Consider the following 16,083-nt stretch of genomic DNA (forward strand, 5'->3'; position numbering starts at 1 on the left):
GCGTGCCGTCGCCTGCGGGCCCTGTCACGGCTAATCTCAATACTCGAAAGGTCGGGGCTGATAGGGATCGCCCGACCGATCCGCCTGGAACGTCCGGTCCCCGCCGGAGGCCCTGGGTGAGTTTGAGGTCGGTCGCACCGGAGCATGATCCGGGACAGCCGGCATTGCCGTCCGGTTCGGGGCTGATGTCCCATGAACCCAACCCGCTCTTCAGCTTCGGATCGGACGGCTTTTTATCAGGATATTGGTACCAAGCCGGCCCCGATGCGTTCAGGCATCGGGGCCGGTCTTTTGATCAGTGCAGATCATCCTGGCTGTGGCGTACCCGGAACACCGCGCAATACAGCGCCGGGGCGAACAGCAGGGTGATCAGCGTGCCGGCGATAATGCCGCCCATCATCGCAAAGGCCATCGGCCCCCAGAATACCTGCCGTGAGATCGGGATCAGCGCCAGCGAGGCCGCCGCCGCAGTCAGCAGGATCGGCCGCGCCCGGCTGTCCGAGGCCTCGAACACCGCGTCCCAGCGCGAGCGGCCCTTTTCGATCAGAACCTGGATTTCCTCCACCAGGATGATCGAGTTGCGGATCAGGATGCCAACCAGCGCCAGCACGCCGAGGATTGCCACGAAGCCCAGCGGCGCGCCCGAAGGCACCAGCGCGGCGACCACGCCGATCAGCCCCAGCGGCGCCACTGCCAGCACGATGAACATCAACCGGAAGCTTTGCATCTGGATCATCACCAGCGACAGCATGATCAGCACCATAAGCGGCACCACCGCGGCGATCGGTTGCTGGCTTTCCGCGCTCGATTCGGCGACCCCGGCGGTGACGATCTTGTAGCCGGCGGGCAGAGCTTCGGCGAAGGCCTCGACCTGCGGGGCAAGGGCGGCCACCAGGGTCGGCGGCTGATCGTCGGTCAGCACCGCCGCCTTGATGGTGATCGTCGGTAGCCGGTCGCGCTGGTGGATCACCGGTGGTTCGTGTTCCCATTCCAGCCGGGCGAAAGCGGTCAGCGGCACCGGCGTCCCGTCCGGACTGCTCAGTTGCAGCGATTCCAGGGCCGCGATCGAAGCGCGATCACTGCTGTTGCCGCGGGCGATCACGTCGATCAGGGTCTGGCCGTCCCGCAGTTCGGTGATGCTGCCGCCGCTGTAGAGCATCGCCAGCGCCTGGGCCACGTCGGTCTGGGTGAGCCCCAGCTTGCGCAGGCGTTCCTGATCCAGAACCACCCGGGCAACCCGCACCGGTTCGCCTTCATCCAGGGTGATATTGCCCAGCCGTTGATCCTGCGAGATCAGTGCCGCCAGGGCGCGGGAATGGTCCAGAACGATCGAGCGGTCCGGGCCGGAAACCCGATATTGCACCGGTTTGCCGACTGGAGGCCCCAGTTCGATCAGCTTGGGATAGATGTCCATTCCGGCCCGATCCGCGGCATAGTCGTTGATCGCGTCGCGCAGCGCGTTGCGCTCTGCGATCCCCTTGGTCATGATCACGATCTGTCCCATGTAGGGCGCCGGCGTCGGAGCATCCAACGAGAGCAGGAACCGCGGCGCCGACCGGCCGACATAGCTGGACCAGAAGTCCACTTCGGGCCGCTCGGATAGCCAATGATCGAGATCGGATATCGCGGTATTGGTGGCCTCGATACTGCTGTTCTGGCGCAGGTTGATGTCGACCAGAAGCTCAGGCCGGTCCGAGGCCGGGAAGAACTGTTGTTCGACGAAGCGCATGCTCCAGATCGACAGACCGAACAGCGCCACCGTGATTGCGATGGTCAGCCATTTGGCCCGCATCGCGGCGCGCAGCACCACATGGAAACCGCGCCGCAGCCGGCCGGCCTTGACGTCGTGATGTTTCCATTTCGCCGGCAGGAAGGTCGCCCCCAGCAGGGGCGCGAACAACACCGCGACGATCCAGGACAGGATCAGCGAAATGGCGATCACATAGAACAGAGAGATGGTGTATTCCCCCGCCTGGGAGGAGTTCAGCCCGATCGGGATGAAGCCTGCCACGGTCACCAGCGTGCCCGACAGCATCGGGAAGGCGATCGAGGTCCAGGCATAGGAAGCGGCCTTGGTCAGGCTTTCGCCCATCTCAAGCCGCGAGATCATCGTTTCGATGGAAATCATCGCATCATCGACCAGCAGCCCCAGCGCGATGATCAGCGCGCCCAACGAAATACGCTGCAGCGTCACCCCCATGATTTCCAGGATCACGAAGGTCATCGCCAGGACCAGCGGGATCGCCATGCTGACCACCAGCCCGGCGCGAAGCCCCAACGACACGAAGCTGACGGCCAGAACGATCACCACCGCCTCGACCAGGGCCCGCAGGAAGTGATCGACCGATTCCTCGACCACCTTGGGTTGATCGGCCACTTTGTGCAGCTCGATGCCCAGCGGCAGTTCCCCGGCGATCTTTTCCATCATCCCGTCCAGCTCCTCGCCGAATTGCAGGATGTTGGCGCCCTGGCGCATGCCCACGATCAGCGCCACCGCATCCTGTCCGTTATAACGGAACAGGGTACTGGGCGGATCGGCATAGCCGGCGGTGACAGTCGCCACGTCCGACAGGGTGAAGAAAGTGTCGCCGACCCTGAGCGGCGCATTGGCCAGTTCCTCGGCCGAGGCGAAGCGACCGCTGACGCGCACGGCGATTTGCTCGTCCTTGGTCTGGATCACGCCCGAGGGCACGATGGCGTTCTGTGCCGCCAGCGTATCGAGCACCGAGGCGCGATCGAGCCCCAGCGCCGCCAGCTTGCGGGTCGAGAACTCCACATGAACCTCGGGCGCCTGGGTGCCGACCAGTTCAACCTTGCCGGCATCTTTCAGGGTCAGGACGGCAGAGCGGATGTCTTCGACGCGGTCCTTGACCTCCTGCGGAGAAAATCCGTCATAGGTAAAGGCATAGATGCTGCCATAGACATCGCCAAACCCGTCGTTGAAGGCGAAGCCGGCGAATTCAGAGGGGAAGTCTCCGCGGATGTCGGCCATCATGTTGCGGATTTTCAGCCAGGTCTGGGTGACCGCTTGGCCCCTCACCTCGGGCTGCAGTTCGACATAGACCACGGCACTGCCCGGGAAGGTCTCGGACCGGGTGTATTTCAGGTTCGGTAGTTCCTGCAGCTTCTTCTCGATCCGGTCGGTGACCTGTTCGCGGGTCTCCTCGGCGGTGGCGCCGGGCAGGAAGGCGCTGACCACCATCACCTTGATGGTGAAGGACGGATCCTCCTCGCGGCCGAGGTTCATATAGGAAAACGCCCCCGCGATCAGCGAGACGATGATCATGAACCAGACCAGAGAGCGATGCTTCAGTGCCCAGTCGGAAAGGTTGAACCCCTTCATTCCTCAATCCTCTTTCCAAGGGTCTGGCCGGCCTGAACCGAGTGGATGCCACGCACCAGAATTTCATCTCCGGCGGTGAGGCCAGCTGTGACCACGACCCGCTCGCCGATTTCGGCTCCCAGGGTGACGGGCACCATCTCGGCGGTCCGGTGTGCACCGACCCGCCAGACCGTCGGGCCAGAGGGGCCGGTGAACAGCGCGCTTTTCGAGACGGTGAGCAAAGGGGTGGCAGGCACGTCGAGCGCGGCGGTGACCAGCGATCCCAGACGCAGGCTCGGGGCGTTGCCTTCAAGGGTGATGCGCAGCCGGTGGCTGCGGGTCGAGCTGTCGGCGACCGGTTCGATCAGCCGTAGCTTGCCCGGGACCGCAGGGCCGTTCGGGCTGCGCGGGCGGATCGAGAAGCGGGCGTCGGGTTGCAGGATCGCAAGCACCTCGGTCGGCACGTCGATCACCGCCTCGCGGCCGGCTTCGGTGGCCAGCGTCAGGACCGGGGTCCCCTGCGATACGGTGGTGCCGGGGTCGGCTTCGACCTTGATCACAACCCCGTCGGCTGGTGCGCGCAGGGTGCCATAGCGTTCGGCGTCCTCGGCACTGGTCAGATCGGCCTCGGCGGCGCGCACACTGGCGGTGGTGGCCTGGTGCTGGGCGGTCGCAGCCTCGAGCTGGGCCGCCGAGGCGACACCTCGGCGGTTCAGCTCCTCGACCCGCGTCAGGCTCTGGGCGGCAAGCTCGGCCTCGGCCTGGGCTGCCTTCAGTGCCGCACGGGCGGTGGTCACGTCTTCGGCCAGAGTAATCTGATCGAGTGTCGCGAGTACCTCGGCGGTCTTGACGGTATCGCCCAGCTCGGTCGGGCGGGTGGCGATCCGGCCCGAGGTCTGGAACGCCAGGGTGGTTTCCACCGTGGCCTTGATCACGCCGGGGAAACTGCGCAGCCGGGTCGCTTCGCTGGTGACGATCTCGGTTACTACCGGGCGCGGGGTCGGGGCTTCTGTCTCGGCATGGGCGGGCAGAGCCATCGCCAATGCCAGGACGAGCGCCGTAGAGGCAAGCAATCTGCGGGTCATTCGGCATCTCCCTGTGACAGCGGGCGGACGATGCGCCCGGGGAAAAGCAGGTTCGACCCGGTGGTGGCGACGATGGTGCCCTCGGGCAGCTCCTGCTCCAGCTCGATGGTGGAGGAGGTATAGCTGAGGATGGTCACCGGTGTCAGGCTGACGGCATGGCTGTCCGGATCGACCACCCAGACTGCCGGTTCGGTGCCCTGCACCGCAAGCGCTGACCAAGGCAGGCTGATCGACATCGTGTCAAAGGTTTGGAAGGTGGAGGAGACCGCCGCCCCGAGGCCGGGTTGTTCGGCCTCGCCGTCCAGCTTGGCTTTCAGTTCGACCGTGCCGCTGTTCTCGTCGGCGAGCGGCGATAGTTCGGAAACCGTCGCGTCGAACAGCCGTTCCGGCCCGTCCAGCGTCCGTACCAGCAACCTCTGGCCGAGAAACGCATTGGCTTCCGGCAGGTCGGGAATGTGAAAGACCGCCTCGCGCAGCCCGTCGCGGGCCAGTGTCAGAACCGCCTGCGCGGCGCTGACGACCTGGCCCGGTTCGACCGACCGCTCGGTGACGATGCCCGAGGCCGGGGCATAGATCACCGTGTCGCTGACCGCCTGGCGGGCCTTGGACACAACCGCCTCGGCCTGATCGCGCGAGGAGAGCGCCGCCAGAAGCGTCTGTGTCGCCGCGTCCAGCCCGGCGCGGGTGCCGGCGCCACGGTCGGCCAGTTCCTTGGCCCGGTCATGGGCAAGCTGCGCCTGATTGAGCGAGGCCTCGGCCGCGGCAAGCTGGGCCTCGGCGGCGCGGGCGGCGGCCTGTGCCTGGGTCGGGTCGACGGTGGCCAGTATCTCGCCCTCGGCGACGTGATCGCCGACCTGCACGTTGACGGCGACCACCCGGCCGCCGCTGCGAAAGCTGACGGGGACGTTTTCGGTTGCCTCGATGGTGCCCGAGATTTCGAATTCGAACGCCAGTGGCGCGCTGCGGGCGATCGCGGTCTCAATGGTCAGGAGCTGCTCGGCGGGGGCGGACAGTGGTATCAGGGCGGTGAGCCCTGCGCCCAGCCAGAGCGCGAGCGGTGGCGCGGTTCTTCGGGTCATATGTCTCTTCCGCTGTTGGAGGGAGGGGCGTCCATCATTTTCAGGTATCTGTCGCGGGAATGGTTCAGGATCGGCAAAACTGGCGGCGGCGCGGTCATTGTGCATCTTCTCCCGAGTCGCCCTGTGGACGATAGCGCAGGCTGGACCTGCGCAGCAGACTGTTTTCGGGTAGCTCCATCGGCGCGACCTCCCGGTCGGCCAGACGCCAGGCTTCGGCGTCGGATAGGCCAAGACTGCGCAGCAGTGCTGCGACCACATGCCGGCCGTGCTCGGGGTCGACACTGCTTTCCGAGCTGCGGGCGATGTAGAAAAGCACCCCGCCAGAGATCAAATCCAGAGATACCTCTTGCGGCAGGTCGAAGAAACGACCCTGTTCGATCCCGTCCTGGATATGGCCTGGCAGATAGTCCAGCAGCAGCGACCGGGGCCCGACGCTGGCCATGCCCGCAGATCGGGTGAAGCGCGCGAACAGCGGAAAGGCCAGCGCGGTTTCGATAAAGAGCCGGACCCCGAGCGCCAGCCGTTCGGCCGGATCGTCCAGGCCAGACACCCGGTTGAGCACCAGGGTCAGCAACTCCCGTCCGAGTTCCTCATTGGCGGCGACCATCAGGTCGCGGTTCGATTTGAAATATTTGTAGAAGGTACCGCGCGACACGCCGGCGGTCGAGATCACATCGTCAATCACCGAGGCATCGACCCCCTTTTCGGCAAAGACCAGCATGGCGCTTTCCAGCAGCCTGCGGTGCATGGCTTCGCGTCGCCGGGCGGCGGTGCGGCTGCGATGGTCTTCTGTCGGGGGGGCGTTGTGTATGTCTGAAGGAAGGGCAGTCATGTCGGCGTCGTTCTTGTGTTTCAGCGCGACGAATGCGTCATGATGACAATACTGTCAACTTTAATTGCCCCGGAACCTGGCGCATCTTGCCGGTCTGCCGCTTCCTTGGGCCGTTCCGGTTGTGCCAAAGGCGGGCGGCAGGGCCTGGTCGGGGACGAAATAGGGCCGGAAACAGCGGCGCAAGCAGGGCAGGACGAGGCGAATACTCGGGGATTTTTCGTTTTTTCACTTTCGCTTAAAGTTCATGCGCAAGAGTGGCAGAGATGGATCGACTTGCCCGCAGAGGGCGCGTTAATCTGATAGGTATGGGGATGATCCAGATGCGGTTCATACCTATGTGTGGTGGCAGGTGACGGCGGGTCATGGCAGGTTCCGGTTGTGTTTTGCTTGGTCTTTCCGTCCGATTGCGGCAGGGGAGGATCTGCGGGGCGAGTGCGCTGCGGGCCCTCGGGGTGATACGCGTCAGCTGGTGCCGACACAGTGCAGACACGGGGCCGGCGCAGCGGCGGAAGGCCGCATATACCGTTCGTCCGTCCCGGCTCATGATCGCCGCGCGATCGCATGAAGGATAACCTATATGGCTCGACAGATTTTCACTCGCATTCTTGGCAGTGCTCTTTTGGGGGGCGCACTGGTTCTTCAGGCGGCGCCGCTCCATGCGGAAACGAATTTCGAAAAGCTGTTGCATCGGTTCGGCGGCAGCGATCGCTATGAGAATATCGCCAGTTCGAACGGGCGGCTGGAGGCGCAGAGCGTGGATGTCGCCACCAAATATGCGGGCCGGCTGACCGAGGTGGTGGCCCATGAGGGGGATATCGTCGAGGCTGGCGCGGTGGTGGCGCGGATCGACGATCGCGATACGCAGGCCCAGCTCAATGCCGCGAAGGCGGCGGTGCTACGCGCCAAGGCCTCGAAGCAGATCGCCGAGGCGGCGGTCATGCAGGCCGAAAGTGCGCTGTCGGTGGCGCAGACGAACTTCAAGCGGGTCAAGCAGCTGAATGCCGATGGTCATGCGGCCGACAGCGTTCTGGACGATGCCACCAACACGTTGAAAGCGGCAGAGGCCTCGCTCGCCTCGGCCAAGGCGCAGATTTCTGATGCCGATGCCATGATCGCCGCCAGCGAGGCGGATGTGGAGCGGCTGAACATCTCGCTCGACGATCTGACGATTCGGGCGCCGCTGAAGGGGCGGGTGCTCTACCGTCTGCACGAACCAGGTGAGGTGGTGGCCGCCGGTACCCCGGTCTTTACCATGCTGGACCTGACGCAGGTCTATATGAATATCTATCTGCCGGCGCCGGTGGTCGGGCCGTTGGTACTGAATGACGAGGCGCGGATCATTCTCGATCCGGTGTCCAATTATGTGATCCCGGCCCGCGTCACCTTTATTGCGCCACAGTCGCAATTCACCCCCAAGGCGGTCGAGACGCAGGAAGAGCGTGAAGAGCTGGTGTTCCGGGTCAAGCTGACCATCCCGCGCGAGCTGTTGGAGAAATTCGAGGATCAGGTGAAGGTCGGTGTCCGGGGGCTGGGCTTTGTCCGAACCGCCCCTGACGCACAATGGCCCGCCGATCTTCAGGTCAAGCTGCCCGAATAAGGCCTGAGGGATGCGTGCTGACACCCCCCGTGCCGGAGCTGCGGGCTCCTGGATCGCCGAATTGTCGGGCGTCACCCATCGTTATGGCGGGGTTCATGCGCTCAGCGATGTGACGCTGAATGTCCCTGCCGGATGCATGGCGGGGCTGATCGGGCCGGACGGGGTGGGCAAATCCACCCTGCTGGCGCTGATCGCCGGGGTGCGCCGGTTGCAGTCGGGACACATTCAGGTGTTGGGTCAGGATATCGCGAAATCTGCGGCCCGACGTGATAACGCCCCCCGCGTCGCCTATATGCCGCAGGGATTGGGTCGGAACCTGTCACCCACGCTCTCGGTGCGCGAGAACCTCGATTTCTTCGGGCGGCTCTTCGGTCAGAAGGCGCAGGAGCGTAGGGCCAGGATCGAGATGTTGCTGCAGGCCACCGGCCTTGCACCCTTTCCGGATCGACCTGCCGGCAAGCTGTCGGGCGGTATGAAGCAGAAGCTCAGTCTGTGTTCCGCGTTGATCCACGATCCTGATCTGCTGATCCTGGACGAGCCCACCACAGGTGTTGATCCGCTATCGCGCCGTCAGTTCTGGGAGCTGATCGACACCCTGCGCGAACGCATGCCGAACATGAGCGTGATCGTTGCCACCGCTTATATGGAAGAGGCCGAGCGATTCGATTGGCTGGCGGCGATGAACGACGGCAAGGTGATCGCCTCGGGCAGCCCCGAGGCGTTGCGCAGCCAGACCGGGGCCGAGACACTGGAACAGGCTTTCGTGAGCCTTCTGCCGGAGGAGGACCGGGGCGAGGATCAGGGCCCTGTGGTCTTGCCGCCGCGCCCCGCGGATGGTGATGGCCCGCCGGCGATCGAGGCGCTGAACCTGACCAAGAAATTCGGTGATTTCACCGCCGTCGACGATGTCAGCTTTACCATTCCGGAAGGCGAAATCTTCGGCTTTCTGGGGTCGAACGGCTGCGGCAAGTCGACGACGATGAAGATGATGACCGGCCTGCTTGATCCGACCGAGGGCGAGACGCGGCTGTTTGGGGAAACGCTGCGCGCCTCGGACATGAAAAGCCGGCTGCGCATCGGGTATATGTCGCAGAACTTTTCGCTCTATACCGAATTGACGGTGCGGCAGAACCTTGAGCTGCACGCCGAGCTTTACGAGATCGCTCCGGACCAGCGCGCCCCGCGCGTGGCCGAGGTGCTGGCTGAGTTCGAACTGGATGAGATCGCGGCGAGCATGCCCGAAAGCCTGCCGCTGGGGATCCGGCAGCGGCTGCAATTGGCGGTGGCGACCATTCACGAGCCGCGCATCCTGATTCTGGACGAGCCCACCTCGGGCGTGGATCCGGTGGCACGGGATGCATTTTGGCGGACCCTGATCAAACTGTCGCGCGATCGTGGCGTGACGATCTTCATTTCGACCCACTTCATGAACGAGGCCGAGCGCTGCGACCGGATTTCATTGATGCATGCAGGGCGGGTGCTTGAGGTCGGGGCACCGGCCGAAATCGTCGAGCGGCGTGGTGCGGCGACGCTGGAGGAGGCGTTTATCGACTGTCTCCAGGCCGAACAGCCCGAAGATGAGGCCAGCGCGCCAGTCGATCTGACAGACTACGGCGCGGATCGAAGCGGGCAGGGGGCGCTGGCGCGTTCCTTCACCCGGCTCTGGGCCTATAGCTGGCGCGAGACGCTGGAATTCCTGCGCGATCCAATCCGCCTGTTTTTCGCGCTGGTCGGGCCGCTGATCCTGATGCTGACGATGGGCTACGGGATTTCCTTCGATGTGGACGAATTGAGTTTCGCAACCTTCGATCAGGACCGCACGCCGGAAAGCCGGCTGCTGGCGGAACAGTTCACCTCGATCAAGCAATTCACCGAAAAGCCCGAGATCATGGCGCCCGCCGATCTCGACCGGCGGATGGGCACGGGCGAGGTGGCTATCGTCCTGGATATTCCGGATGGTTTCGGTCGCAAGCTGCGTCAGGGGCAAGAGCCCGAGGTGCTGCTCTGGGTCGATGGCGCCATGCCGTTCCGGGCGCAGACCGCGCGCAGCTATGCCCTGGGCCTGCTCAACCAGTTCTCCGATGAGATCAGGCGCGAAACCGGTGTGCAGGGCAGTTCGGTCAATTTCGAGACGCGTTATCTGTTCAACCAGGCATTCAAAAGCGCCAATGCCATGGTGCCGTCGATGATGATGCTGATCCTGATGCTGATCCCCGCCATCATGTCGGCGATCAGCGTGGTGCGCGAGAAAGAGACCGGCACGATCGCCAATTTCCAGTCCACCCCGGTGACGCGGGTCGAGTTCCTGCTGGGCAAGCAACTGCCCTATGTGATCATCGCCTGGACCAGCTTCTGGATGTTGGGGGCGATGGGACGGTGGGTTTTCGGGGTGCCGTTCACCGGCAGCCTGCCGGTGCTGGCGGGGATTTCGCTGCTCTATGTCTGTGCCACGACCGGTTTCGGGCAACTCGTGTCCTCTTTCACCCGGACGCAGGTCTCGGCGGTGTTCGCCACTGCGGTTCTGGCGATCATCCCGACGGTGAACTTCTCCGGGCTGATCGTGCCGGTGTCGTCGCTGCAACCGGTGGGGCGGATGGTCGGGCTGAGCTTTCCGGGCGCCTGGTATCAGCCGGCCAGTGTGGGCACCTTCGTCAAGGGGTTCGGTGGGGCGGAACTGATGATCAATGCGCTGGTGATCGCGGGGTTCGCTCTGCTGTATCTGGTGCTGTCGGTTCTGGCGATGCGCAAGCAGGAGGCCTAGGCAATGATGCAGTCCCTTTTCAACACCCTGCGTCTGACGGTGAAGGAGCTGCGGGCGATCCGTGGCGACAAGGTGATGCTGGTGCTGATCCTCTATGTCTTCACCGTGGCGACATGGATGGTCTCGGATGCGGGCTCGACCGAGATCAGGGGCCTGTCTGTCGCCGTGGTGGACGAGGACCACAGCCTGCTGTCGTTTCGCCTGACCGAGGCGATCCGCGGGCCGCTCTTTTCCGATCCCCACGTGCTCAGCCCCAAGGCCGCGGCCGAGGCGCAGACCAATGGCGAATATGTGCTGGTGGTGTCGATCCCGCCGAAGTTCGAACAGGACCTGCGCTCGGGCAAGGACGCATCGCTGATGGTGCTGATCGACGCCACCGCCGTGGCGCAGGCCGGCAACGGCGCGGCCTACATGCAGCAGCTTCTGGGGGATGAGGTCACCAAGTATTTCCAGCCGAACGACAGTGGCGCGGCGCTGGTCGATGTGGTGATGCGCAATCGCTTCAACCCGAACCTGACGTCGAAATGGTTCACGTCGGTGATGCAGTTGATGAATTCGGTGACCATCCTGACGCTGATTCTGGCGGGGTCGTCGCTGATCCGCGAACGCGAACACGGCACCATCGAACATGTGCTGGTGATGCCGGTGCGCCCGCATGAGATCGTGTTTTCCAAGATCCTCGCTTCGGGCATCGTGATCCTGGCCTCTTCGGTGGCGAGTCTGTTGCTGGTGGTGCAATGGGCGATGGGGGTTCCGGTGGCGGGGTCCTTGCTGCTCTATGTCTGTGGCGCGGCGATCTATGTGATCTCGGTCGGCAGTCTGGGGCTCCTGCTGGCGAGCTTTACCCAGAACATGGGCCAGTTCGGCCTGCTGGTGATCCCGGTGATCATCGTGATGTTCCTGCTGTCGGGGGGGATTACCCCGATGGAATCCATGCCGGCCTGGCTTCGGTTGGTGATGAAGGTTGTCAGCCCCTCGCCGCATTACGTGGAATTCGCGCAATCGGTGCTCTATCGCGGCAGCGGCCTGTCCCTGGTGGCCGGCAACATGGGGGCGATGGCGGCAATGGGCGCCGTGTTCCTGGCGGTGGTGATCGCCAGGTTCCGCAAGGTGCTGGCGAATTAACCCTAGGGGGTCCTTGTCGATCATCGGGCCGAGGGAAGAGGTAAGGGGCGCCGAGCCGGGGGTTGGGGACCGCCTCACATCCCGCCGCGCCTGGTGGCATTCAACGGTCCATCTCGACCAGAAAGGGCAGGCACATGACGGAGTTGACCACGGGAAGCTGCCTGTGCGGCACGGTCGCGTTTCAGGTTGCGGGGGATTTCGACAGGTTCTTTCTGTGCCACTGTTCGCGGTGCCGCAAGGTCACCGGATCGGCCCATGCGGCCAATTTGTTTTCGGTGACGGCGACGCTCACCTGGCTGGCGGGAGAGGACCGGATCAAGACCTTCAAAGTGCCCGGCACACGGTTTGAAAAGAGCTTTTGCATGGACTGCGGCTCTGCCTTGCCGGTGGTACGGGAAAACGGCATCGGTATGATGGTGCCGGCCGGATCGCTGGACAGCAGCCTCAGCATCCGGCCGAATGCACATATCTTCTGCGCTAGCCGTGCGGATTGGGACGACCATCTGGACCTGGTGCAACAGGTCGACGGCCTCCCCATCTAGGTTTTCGGGGCAGACGCGGGACGTCACCCCTCCAGCACGCCCATCTGCCGCACTGCCAGATCGCGCAGGATTTCCTCAGACCCGCCGCCGATTGCCATCACCTTGATCTCGCGCCAGACCCGTTCCACCGGGTTGCCGCGCAGATAGGCGGCGCCGCCGAAGATTTGCATCGCCTCAGAGGCCACGAATTCCAGCGCCTTGGTGGCCTGCACCTTGGCCTTGCAGATCTCGGCCACCGGCATGTCGCCCTGAGCCATGGTCCAGCAGATGCGTTCCAGATAGGCCTCGGTCAGGTCGATCCGGGCAGAGATTTCGGCGAATTTATGGGCGATCACCTGATGGTCGATCAGCCGCTTGCCGAAGGTGCGCCGCTCCCGCGCCCAGTCGAGCGCGGAGGTGAAGCAAAGCCGCATCATGCCGAGACAGCCGGCGGTCATCCCCAGCCGTTCATAGTTGAAATTGCCCATGATGGCGAGGAAACCCTTGTTTTCCGGGCCGATCAGCGCCTCGGCCGGCAATTCGCAATCGTCGAAATAAAGCGTCGCCTGATCCGAACAATGCCAGCCCATCTTGTCGCCGATCGAGGTGCGGGTGAAGCCGGGGGCCTCCGCGGGCACCAGAAACAGCGATATGCCGGCAAGCCCGGGCCCGCCGGTGCGGGCGCCGACGACGAACCAGTCGGCCTCCACCCCGCCGGTGATGAAGGTCTTGCAGCCGTTCAGCACCCAGCCATTGCCGCGCCGCTCCGCCCGGGTCTGCAGGTTGGCCACGTCCGACCCGCCGCCCGGTTCGGTGATCGCCAGCGCCGAGCCGATGCGGCCGGCGATGATCTCGGGCAGAACCTCGCGCTTGAAGGCCTCGGGGGCGAAGCGCACCATCGGCCCGACCGATATCACCCGTCCGCCCACCGCTGCCGCGAAGCCCGAGGCGCCGCAGCCCGAGGAGATTTCACCATAGTCGCAGCGCAGGAAAGGATCGTCGAAGCCGAGCCCGCCGTATTCCTCCGGCACGCCGAAGCCGAAGACGCCTAGCGCCCCCAGTTTCTCGTGGATGTCGTGGGGCACATGGCGCTCGGCCTCCCAGGTCTCGACATTGGGGCGGACCTCGGCGGCGAAGAACCGCTCCAGATTGGCGCGGAATTCGGCGCGCTCCGGTGTCATGAAAGGGGATTTCAGGGTCACGGCGCGATCTCCTCCATCTCGCGGGGTGAAGTCATTTGTCCGAGGGCAGGGGGTGCAGCTCGGCCTCCATCATCCGGGCGAAGCGGTCGACCATCCGTGCCAGATAGGCGGGATCGCTGGTGAATTGCGCGTGCAGGATCAGACCGCGCAGGAAGTTGCGGGTGATCGACCACAGAAGTTCGGCGTCCTCGGCATCCTCGCCGGTGTAGTTGCGGGTGATCGAGGCGCGGCTTTGCCGGTCCCAGTCGTGCAGCTGACCCTCCAGCAGGGCGTGTAGGGTGCGATCGCTGCGGCAGGCCACCAGGATTTCCACCATCGCCCGCCCGCCGGAGGAGTTCACCACCCGGTCCCAGGCCTTCAGGATCAGATCGCGCACCGGCAGCGGCGCGGCCCGGGTCCGGTGATGCTCCACCGGTTCCAGCGCATTGGCCAGAAGCTCCATCGCGGTGGCGACGACCAGCGCTTCCTTGCCGGGGAAATGGTGGGTGATGGCCCCCCGCGACAGGCCGGCCTTTTCCTGCACCCGGGCAAAGCTGGTCTCGGCATAGCCATAGCGGTCAAGGCAGGCGATCATCGCCTTGCAGATGCGCTTGCGTGTCGCTTCTGATCGTTGGTCCTGCCGGTTGGGGCTATCTTTCTGCTGGGCCGGCATCGGTGGTTTTCCTCGCGCAAATCCCCGGTTGACCGGGGCGTTGGGACTCACTTACAAGCAGAACGTTCGGTCTGTAAAGTCCGGATTGGGAGGAGAGGCCGCGGGACGGCCACCACGGGGAGGAGAGACTGATGGAGGATGTCCTGCGGATCGGCGGGGCCTGCGGTTTTTGGGGAGAGAGCCCGCAGGCCACTGCGCAACTGCTGGCGGTGCCAGGGCTCGATGCGCTGGTTTATGACTATCTGGCCGAAATCACCATGTCGATCCTGGCGCGCGCCCGGCAGAAGGACGCGACCCTTGGCTATGCCACCGATTTCGTGACCCAGGCGATGGTGCCCAATCTGGCGCGGATCGCCGAGACCGGGGTGAAGATCCTGTCGAACGCCGGCGGCGTGAACCCGATGGCCTGCGCCGACGCGCTCAGGGCCGAGATCGCCAGGGCCGGGTTGGCGCTGAAGGTCGCGGTGGTCGAGGGCGACGATCTGCTGCCGCGCATCGGCGATTATGCCGGCTGTCCCGAGATGTTCAGCGGCGCGCCGATGCCGGCGGCGGACCGGATCGTTTCGGCCAATGCCTATCTGGGCGCGGCCCCGGTGGCGGCGGCGCTGCGGGCGGGGGCGGATATCGTCATCACCGGGCGCTGCGCCGACAGCGCGCTGACCTTGGCGGCGGCGATGGCCGGTTTCGGTTGGCAGGCGGAGGAGGTAGACCTGCTGGCGGCCGGATCGCTGGCCGGTCATCTGATCGAATGCGGTCCGCAGGCGAGCGGCGGCAATTTCACCGACTGGCGGCAGGCCGGCGATATCGCCCGGATCGGCTATCCGGTGGTGGAGATGACGCGCGACGGCAGTTTCACCCTGACCAAGCCCGCGGGCACCTCCGGCCTCGTCACCCGCGCCACGGTGGGGGAGCAGATGCTGTATGAAATTGGCGATCCGCGCGCCTATCTGCTGCCCGATGTCATCTGCGATTTCTCTGGGGTGGAGCTGGCGCAGGTCGGGCCGGACCGGGTGCGCGTCACTGGCGCCAAGGGACGGGCGCCCAGTGGGCGGCTCAAGGTCTCGGTCACCTGGCAGGACGGTTGGCGCGGCGGGCATGTGTTGTTCTTCAACGGTATGGAGGCCGAGGCAAAGGCGCGCGCCTATGCCGGTGCGGTGCTGGAGCGGGTCGGCGGGATGCTGGGCAAGATGGGCGCCCCCGGCTTCCGTGAGACGCTGGTCGAGACCTTCGGTGGCCGGCCGGGCGAGGGGGCCTATCAGGAGATCACCCTGAAGCTCGCCGTGCGCCATGACGATCCGCGCGCGGTGGGCCTGTTCCTGCGCGAGGCGGTGGGGATGGGATTGGCGACACCGCCGGGGTTGCATTTCTTCACCGGGGCGGGGCGGCCGAAACCCTCGCCGGTGGTGGCGCTGTTCTCCTTCCTCTCCGATGCGGCGGATCTGGATATTCACGTGACGCTGGAGGGGGCGCCGGTGCCCTTCGCCCCGGCGCATCCTCCGGTTATCCCCGATGTCTTGCCGGCGATGCCCGAGCCTGCGGCGCCCGATCCGATGGATCAGCAGATGACTACGCGACCGTTGCTTGAGCTGGCTTGGGCGCGGTCGGGCGACAAGGGCGATGCCTCCAACATCGGGGTGATCGCCCGCCACCCGGCCTATCTGCCCTGGATCTGGGCGGGACTGACGCCCGAAGCGGTGGCCGAGGTCTTTGCGGCGGAAAACCGGGGGCGGATCGACCGGTTCTTTCTGCCCGGCATCGGAGCGATGAACATCCTGATGCACAACGCGCTTGGCGGCGGTGGCATCGCCAGCCTACGCAACGATGCGCAGGGCAAGGGGTTCGCGCAAAAGCTGCTGGCGACGCCGGTGCGCCTGCCGGCCGGGCTGATCGCCAATGATGTGGCCTGA

The 16,083-nt window shown here is 64.8% G+C and carries 11 protein-coding genes; 5 read left to right on the forward strand and 6 right to left on the reverse strand.

Features of this window, described 5'->3' with window-relative positions; all coding sequences use genetic code 11:
- Positions 1–295: 295 nt before the first annotated feature.
- The 4 genes from G455_RS0112570 to G455_RS24025 form a co-directional block, all read right to left on the reverse strand.
- Positions 296–3,343 (reverse strand): efflux RND transporter permease subunit, encoded by a 3,048-nt coding sequence (locus tag G455_RS0112570; RefSeq protein ID WP_028094032.1) that lies wholly within the window; start codon positions 3,341–3,343, stop codon positions 296–298.
- A complete protein-coding gene (locus G455_RS24015) occupies positions 3,340–4,407 on the reverse strand; it encodes an efflux RND transporter periplasmic adaptor subunit (protein ID WP_051312451.1) in 1,068 nt (355 codons plus the stop codon). Before G455_RS24015 ends, G455_RS0112570 begins: the two co-directional genes overlap by 4 nt.
- A complete protein-coding gene (locus tag G455_RS24020) occupies positions 4,404–5,486 on the reverse strand; it encodes an efflux RND transporter periplasmic adaptor subunit (protein ID WP_035366687.1) in 1,083 nt (360 codons plus the stop codon). Before G455_RS24020 ends, G455_RS24015 begins: the two co-directional genes overlap by 4 nt.
- Positions 5,487–5,580: 94 nt before the next feature.
- Positions 5,581–6,318 (reverse strand): TetR/AcrR family transcriptional regulator, encoded by a 738-nt coding sequence (locus G455_RS24025; protein WP_051312453.1) that lies wholly within the window; start codon positions 6,316–6,318, stop codon positions 5,581–5,583.
- A gap of 577 nt (positions 6,319–6,895) precedes the next feature.
- Between G455_RS24025 and G455_RS0112590 the strand changes: the two genes are divergently transcribed.
- The 4 genes from G455_RS0112590 (at position 6,896) to G455_RS0112605 (ending at position 12,343) form a co-directional block, all read left to right on the forward strand.
- Positions 6,896–7,915: an HlyD family secretion protein gene (locus G455_RS0112590; RefSeq protein ID WP_051312455.1), complete on the forward strand. Its 1,020-nt coding sequence runs from the start codon at positions 6,896–6,898 to the stop codon at positions 7,913–7,915.
- Positions 7,916–7,925: 10 nt separating this feature from the next.
- Positions 7,926–10,676: a ribosome-associated ATPase/putative transporter RbbA gene (gene rbbA / locus G455_RS0112595; RefSeq protein ID WP_051312457.1), complete on the forward strand. Its 2,751-nt coding sequence runs from the start codon at positions 7,926–7,928 to the stop codon at positions 10,674–10,676.
- A gap of 3 nt (positions 10,677–10,679) precedes the next feature.
- On the forward strand, positions 10,680–11,801 hold the full coding sequence (locus G455_RS0112600) for an ABC transporter permease (RefSeq protein ID WP_229861787.1): 1,122 nt from the start codon (positions 10,680–10,682) through the stop codon (positions 11,799–11,801).
- Positions 11,802–11,935: 134 nt separating this feature from the next.
- Positions 11,936–12,343 (forward strand): GFA family protein, encoded by a 408-nt coding sequence (locus G455_RS0112605; protein WP_028094036.1) that lies wholly within the window; start codon positions 11,936–11,938, stop codon positions 12,341–12,343.
- Between the two features lie 23 nt (positions 12,344–12,366).
- Here G455_RS0112605 and G455_RS0112610 read toward each other — a convergent pair whose 3' ends face one another.
- A complete protein-coding gene (locus G455_RS0112610; RefSeq protein WP_229861786.1) occupies positions 12,367–13,524 on the reverse strand; it encodes an acyl-CoA dehydrogenase family protein in 1,158 nt (385 codons plus the stop codon).
- Between the two features lie 31 nt (positions 13,525–13,555).
- Positions 13,556–14,176 (reverse strand): TetR/AcrR family transcriptional regulator, encoded by a 621-nt coding sequence (locus G455_RS25615; RefSeq protein ID WP_051312459.1) that lies wholly within the window; start codon positions 14,174–14,176, stop codon positions 13,556–13,558.
- Between the two features lie 131 nt (positions 14,177–14,307).
- Between G455_RS25615 and G455_RS0112620 the strand changes: the two genes are divergently transcribed.
- Positions 14,308–16,083, forward strand: coding sequence for an acyclic terpene utilization AtuA family protein (locus G455_RS0112620; RefSeq protein WP_035366689.1), 1,776 nt, complete (start codon positions 14,308–14,310; stop codon positions 16,081–16,083).

Origin of the sequence: Pseudodonghicola xiamenensis DSM 18339 (genome assembly GCF_000429365.1) — a bacterium.
GTDB lineage: Bacteria > Pseudomonadota > Alphaproteobacteria > Rhodobacterales > Rhodobacteraceae > Pseudodonghicola > Pseudodonghicola xiamenensis.

Bases quoted from the DNA above. Each gene is read 5' to 3' on its own strand.
- rbbA (WP_051312457.1), top strand. From the start codon at position 7,926: ATGCGTGCTGACACCCCCCGTGCCGGAGCTGCGGGCTCCTGGATCGCC.
- G455_RS24025 (WP_051312453.1), bottom strand. From the start codon at position 6,318: ATGACTGCCCTTCCTTCAGACATACACAACGCCCCCCCGACAGAAGAC.
- G455_RS0112600 (WP_229861787.1), top strand. From the start codon at position 10,680: ATGATGCAGTCCCTTTTCAACACCCTGCGTCTGACGGTGAAGGAGCTG.
- G455_RS25615 (WP_051312459.1), bottom strand. From the start codon at position 14,176: ATGCCGGCCCAGCAGAAAGATAGCCCCAACCGGCAGGACCAACGATCA.
- G455_RS0112570 (WP_028094032.1), bottom strand. From the start codon at position 3,343: ATGAAGGGGTTCAACCTTTCCGACTGGGCACTGAAGCATCGCTCTCTG.
- G455_RS24020 (WP_035366687.1), bottom strand. From the start codon at position 5,486: ATGACCCGAAGAACCGCGCCACCGCTCGCGCTCTGGCTGGGCGCAGGG.
- G455_RS0112590 (WP_051312455.1), top strand. From the start codon at position 6,896: ATGGCTCGACAGATTTTCACTCGCATTCTTGGCAGTGCTCTTTTGGGG.
- G455_RS24015 (WP_051312451.1), bottom strand. From the start codon at position 4,407: ATGACCCGCAGATTGCTTGCCTCTACGGCGCTCGTCCTGGCATTGGCG.
- G455_RS0112605 (WP_028094036.1), top strand. From the start codon at position 11,936: ATGACGGAGTTGACCACGGGAAGCTGCCTGTGCGGCACGGTCGCGTTT.
- G455_RS0112620 (WP_035366689.1), top strand. From the start codon at position 14,308: ATGGAGGATGTCCTGCGGATCGGCGGGGCCTGCGGTTTTTGGGGAGAG.